This is a genomic window from Tropicimonas sp. TH_r6 (genome assembly GCF_033101155.1).
GTDB lineage: Bacteria > Pseudomonadota > Alphaproteobacteria > Rhodobacterales > Rhodobacteraceae > Tropicimonas.
This window is the reverse complement of record NZ_JAWMPX010000064.1, coordinates 1-4,818: the sequence shown is the minus strand read 5'-3', so window position 1 is coordinate 4,818 and position 4,818 is coordinate 1. Positions and strand designations below refer to the sequence as shown.

Genomic DNA, 4,818 nt, shown 5'->3' with positions numbered 1-4,818 from the left:
ATCAGTGCGAACCGCAGCATCTGTCAAACCGGGCTCTGAGTGAGCTTTCGCCGCGATAGACAGACACGACGGGTTCAGGACTGAGCCGACGTTCGTCGCGCGGTAGAGCAGCGTCGGGACTGCGGACCAAGCACCATTTCGCTGCGGTTGTTCCAATGGCCGATTTACGGCCAGCCCGACAGGGGCGGTCGATTTCGCCTCTGTCAAGGAGGTCAAGTAGATTCCTTCGTTGGTGTGGCTCAAAAGTTTGTTCAATTCTGTTAAAGTCACGATGAGGCCAGTCAGTTTAAAGGAAGCGCACGAAATGGACCCGCGAGGCTATCAGGCTCTCGAACTGATATACGACACAGCCGTTAACCCGGGAAGTTGGCGTCGCGCGTTGGATGCGACAGCAACAGCCGTCGAAGCCAAGGCTATTGCATTGGTGATCCGTGGCAAAAAAGCTGGTGCAAAAGACCTGACGATGATGTCCAGCGTCTACCTGGATTTCTCTCGCACCCCGGCGGGCTGGTATTACGGCGCTTGGCTCTCACGCATGCAGAACCAGGATTGGGATTTTCTTAAGGCCCACCCCCCGCATGAACCAGTGCCCGACCTGGAAACGGGACTGTCAGCTGAAGCAATAGATGCGCGCAAGGACTATGCGTTTCTGAGAAAACGAACCGGTGTTGCCCGGCGGCTCGGGGTCCGTTTGAGTGCAGATTCCGTATGGTTTGATGCCATGAGCATCGGGTTTGATCGACAGAAGGTTGAAATTCCACTATCTGCGATCGAACGATCACGCGCCTTTCTTCCGCATCTGACCAAAGCACTTGAGATTGGCCGTGTTTTCGCGTTCCTGAAGGCTCGGTACAACGCAGCACTTGCAGCATTGGAGCGGGTGCAAGCGGGAATTGCAATTGCGCTGCCGGACGGGCAGGTAATCGTCAAGAACGGCGAAGCGGAGAGGATACTTGGCCTGAAAGATGGCATCGTGCTGTCTGGTGATGGTAGAATCGTCACTTCTAACCCCGATACAACTTCCAAAATTCAAGCGCATATCCTCGATGTGGGTTCAACGGCGCAGGGTAAGGCCAATCGGCATGAGTCCTTGGTCTCTATAGTACGACCGTCAGGTCTTACACCGTTCCTGATCGACATTGGCCCTGTCAATGATAGCAAAGCCGAGTTGGAAAAAGGGCTCAATGGAGCGTTGGTTACCATAATCGATCCCGAACGCATCCCGTACCTTCGGTTGGATAGGTTTACAGAGCTCTATGGATTGACCGGCGCGGAAACCGATGTCTGTCGATGGATTACTGATGGCGCGAGCATATCGGAGATCGCAGAGCGGCGCGGCACTAGCCCGACAACGGCAAAGAACCAAGTCTCCAATGTGCTTTCCAAGGTAGGTGTCGGCAGCAGGATCGAATTGATACGACTGATCCTTCGTGTTTTGCCTCCAGTGGCTTGAGGCCAACTAGAATACTCCACAGCACAAAAAATCTGTGCTGCGCATGATCCGTTCGGATCATGTCGAGAGGCAAAAATTTCCATATAGTTGAATCTTGATAATCAGCTTTAATGGAGCGCAGGATGAAAAACATAACATTTACCGCAATTGCAGCATGGTTCATTCTCTCGACATTCTCGTCAGCTCAAGAAGTTTGTTACACAGATGCCAGCAATGACGTTGAAAACTGGATAGCTACGAATGGAAAAATGCTAAATGAACTTTCAGACCGGTTCGAGAAGTCTCCTGATCCAAGTAGGGAGATGGTGAACTACAAAGGTTTGAAGTTGTCTCTAAGAGCGGCTCTGATGGCCGAGATGGACGAATATGCACAAAAAATCCAAGGTGTTACGAACCAGAAGTTGAAGGAGGCAACAGATTGTGCTGGGAAGCCGGAGCTTGTTGCGACTAGGGCGACATATGACCTGGCGAGAGAGCTCCTTGGACTTACGACTCTACTTCCCGAGAAAGCGACGAGAATTGACTTTGAGGAAATTCGAAGAGGTAATATTGCAGGCGGAAAAAACTCCGTAGTGCGGAAAGTCGGTCGAGACATTGACAAAGCGCTCAACCCGTTTCGCTGGTGAAATAAACTAACACTTGCGGTGCCCCCTTAGGGTCAGGACTCGTTCTTGTCTCAAAGCCAGAACATGACGGTTGCGGCCAATGCGATGGCTGAGAGGAAGACTTTTGGGCACCGGTCGTAGCGGGTGGCCACACGCCGCCAGTCTTTCAGTCTTCCGAACATGATCTCGATGCGGTTGCGGCGCTTGTATCGACGCTTGTCATACTTGATGGCTGTCTTACGCTGCTTTCGACCGGGGATAGCCAATCCAGGTGCTGTGGAAGTTGCGATACAAGTCAGACAGGAAACTGAACAGGTGGCCAATCTTCATGCCGCAATGGACGAGCACATTACGTGGAGAATCGGCTGGAGCCATCAAGTTCGAGACCTGTCGCGCATTTGTAAGATGGTTCCGCAAGTCTCACCTTCCAAGGGCGTTGAACTCCGGTGGTCCCATCCGGAAACGGCTCCTCATTTCGGCACCGCCCCCCACCTACCATATCTGATGGATCATGTGCACAAGTCATCAAAGAAATTACCCGAGCGTCCCTTGGTCGGCGCATTGCTTTGGCATGGTTGCTTTGGTATCGTCGACCCAGTTGAATCGCCAATTGAGGATTAGTTCTTTTGTCCCGTATCATTTCGCTTTGGCTAATCTCTGGGACAGTAGCCGTTCTCTTTTCGGTGGGCCTGATCAATACACTACCCACCGATGGTGACGGGGTGACCCGTGGCGTAGCCCTGTGGACCTTTCTGGCGGTCTGCAAGTTCGCGGGCATCACCGCCAGCGGTTTCTTTGGCCTCTACGGTCTTCTTCATGAATACCGGGACAAAGCCGGCAAAACCACGAGGCAGGGGCGAGTGGCTCTATCCGGCATTCTGGCGAGTGCCTTTCTTTCGGCCTTTTCGTTTATCCTGAGCGAGATCAAGGCGGCAGATGCTTCCGCTGCGCGTCAGGTGCTGCTGCTCAAAGAAAATAGGATCAATCAGGATCTGCTGCGCGGAATAACAGAAGTCTCGAACAAGATCGTAATTGCTGAAGCAAGTTTCAAGTTAGAGATCGTGGGAAATATCAGTGGCGATGTCCTCGAGTTCTCCAGAGACATCCCAGTTCATTTCGATCTGTTTACTCGCTCGCAGATTAGGGATTGCCTCGAGATCTTTCGGCTCATGAGTTTCTTGGTAGAAGAATCTTCTATTGATGACGAATCTGCAGAGGAGCTCGAAAGTATCTTCGGGCATTGCCTATCGGCAGTTCCGATGCCGGGATCTGACATCGAGCTTCCGTCCACACGCGTCAATTTCCTTCGAAATCCAACTGGCGAGGAAGAACTAGGCTTCTTTCGTATAGATCCAATGCTATACCAGGAAACGGCGCTCGATCCGGTTGGCCAGATGGTATCGATTGTTGGGACCCAGGAGGCTTGGGAGTACTACATTGACGATGTTCCAGTTCGTTATCGCACCAACGAGCTTTTTTCCGTTCCTGATTTCGCCGGTGTTTGGCTGATTGTCCAAGTTTACCCTCATGCCTACGTGGTGGCCGATTCAGATAAAGACATTGCGGCTCGGCTCACGTATCTCGACTTTGATACGGAAGACGGTCGCAGCGTGACTTTGTACAGCGACGATTTTGAGATCGTTTCCCAAGGCGACTTTTCGGTTTCGTTTGGCTTCCAGTTTCCCAAAGATCTCGAGAAGCTGGACGCCCTTTTCAAAAGCAACTAGCGTAAGGCCTCTCTGGCCGGCGCTCGCGACGAGCTCTACAGTTTCTCCGATGAGTTTGGGACCGTATTAGAAACCACTGAACGACGTTGGCCATTGTACTTACCATCAACCCGTTCCACAGGCGCTATTCCGTCTTCGCAGGCAAGCTAAGTGAATACAGACCAATTGCTTGCCTTCAAAGTCCTCGTCAGTCAGGCCACTCAAGGACGAAAAGCGAGAGTTCTCTGCGTTTCCTGCCGAATTCCAGCTATAGCTCACAGCAAAGTAGATGCGGCCCTTTCGAAGTGAATGGCAGCGTGGTCCGCTGGCTTGACCGTCGTGTGCCCCACCGCGAACGTCCGGTACTCACTTGCGCAGTCTGAAGCTGGACGGGATCGGAGGCGCGTGCTCACTTGCAGCGAAGGGCAGCAACCTCAGAAAAGCTGTCGGTCGTGCGAAGCGCAGCATTCGGTACTCTGGGCTCTTCGCTGCCAATCGCCGCGCCGACCATCAATGGCGGCTTAGCGCACGACCTGTCAACGCCAGAAGCAATCGACTTGCCAACGGGGCGGGCCATACGTTTTGAGCGCAACTTCGAGATAACCGCGTTTTGCTTGGGTTCATGAGTTTGCTTCGGCCTGTGCGGGAATGATGTGTACATCCCTCTGCGGGAAAGGTATCGAGACGCCCTCTTCGTCGAAACGTTCCTTGGCTTGTCCTGTTAGGTCCCAGTAGACATCCCAGTAGTCTTCCGTCCTTACCCAGGGCCGACAGAAAACGTTGACGGAACTCTCGCCCAGTTCTCCTACGAATATGGCCGGCTTCGGATCATCCAGGCAACGGCTGTCCGCTGCAACAAGCTTTGCGAGTACATCAATCGCCTGAGCTGCGTTATCGGAATAGGCAATCCCGAAAACCAGATCCACTCGACGCCTCGCGGACGCGTTCACGTTCGTAATGACATCACCCCAAATCTTGCTGTTAGGCACCGTGATAACTTGATTATCGAAGGTGCGGATTTGGGTAGAAACAACAGACATCTCGTCCACGACGC

Annotated in this window: 4 protein-coding genes and 1 pseudogene; 3 read left to right on the top strand and 2 right to left on the bottom strand. The window is 52.8% G+C overall.

Going from position 1 to position 4,818, the window contains the following annotated elements:
- The first annotated feature begins 304 nt into the window (after positions 1-304).
- Positions 305-1,453, top strand: a complete 1,149-nt coding sequence (locus R3X27_RS25250; protein WP_317711677.1) for a helix-turn-helix transcriptional regulator — start codon at positions 305-307, stop codon at positions 1,451-1,453.
- 122 nt (positions 1,454-1,575) lie between these two features.
- Positions 1,576-2,079, top strand: coding sequence for a hypothetical protein (locus tag R3X27_RS25245; RefSeq protein WP_317711676.1), 504 nt, complete (start codon positions 1,576-1,578; stop codon positions 2,077-2,079).
- 50 nt (positions 2,080-2,129) lie between these two features.
- Here the strand turns inward: R3X27_RS25245 and R3X27_RS25240 are convergent.
- Positions 2,130-2,318, bottom strand: a pseudogene (locus R3X27_RS25240) (transposase); the annotation flags it as partial.
- A gap of 366 nt (positions 2,319-2,684) precedes the next feature.
- Between R3X27_RS25240 and R3X27_RS25235 the strand changes: the two are divergent.
- Complete coding sequence (locus R3X27_RS25235; RefSeq protein ID WP_317711675.1) at positions 2,685-3,785, top strand: hypothetical protein; 1,101 nt, start codon at positions 2,685-2,687, stop codon at positions 3,783-3,785.
- A gap of 599 nt (positions 3,786-4,384) precedes the next feature.
- On the opposite strand, the gene R3X27_RS25230 is transcribed toward R3X27_RS25235, so the two are convergent.
- A partial coding sequence (locus R3X27_RS25230) for a mechanosensitive ion channel family protein (RefSeq protein ID WP_317711674.1) occupies positions 4,385-4,818 on the bottom strand: 434 nt, incomplete at its 5' end.